The organism is Pseudomonas sp. HY2-MNA-CIBAN-0224 (genome assembly GCF_040310285.1).
Classification (GTDB): domain Bacteria; phylum Pseudomonadota; class Gammaproteobacteria; order Pseudomonadales; family Pseudomonadaceae; genus Aquipseudomonas; species Aquipseudomonas helleri.
This window is the reverse complement of the sequence record NZ_JBEOPQ010000565.1, coordinates 1-268: the sequence shown is the minus strand read 5'-3', so window position 1 is coordinate 268 and position 268 is coordinate 1. Positions and strand designations below refer to the sequence as shown.

Annotated in this window: 1 protein-coding gene; it reads right to left on the bottom strand. The window is 49.3% G+C overall.

Going from position 1 to position 268, the window contains the following annotated elements; translation table 11 throughout:
- The coding region (locus AAEZ03_RS27590) for a Rieske (2Fe-2S) protein (protein ID WP_502947976.1) at nt 1-268 on the bottom strand (268 nt) is incomplete at both ends.

The following is a 268-nucleotide window of genomic DNA, read 5'->3' as shown; positions in this document are numbered from 1 at the left end:
CGCGTAGGATTCGCACAGTATTCAGGTTGTAATGATGCACTAGAGTCAGGGTCAGACAGCATTGGCTTGACTGACTCTAATCCTGCGATCATCTCTTCGGTGCGCTTAACCACATAAATAGGTTTACCACGATATTTGATGACAATCATTTGTCCATCTTCGATAGAACCGATATCTTGGGTAACAGCCGCCCCTGCAGCTTCAGCTTTTGCGCTTGGCGTCCAAGAACGGACAAAAGGTGTCGCCACTGCAGCTACCCCAGCTGCAC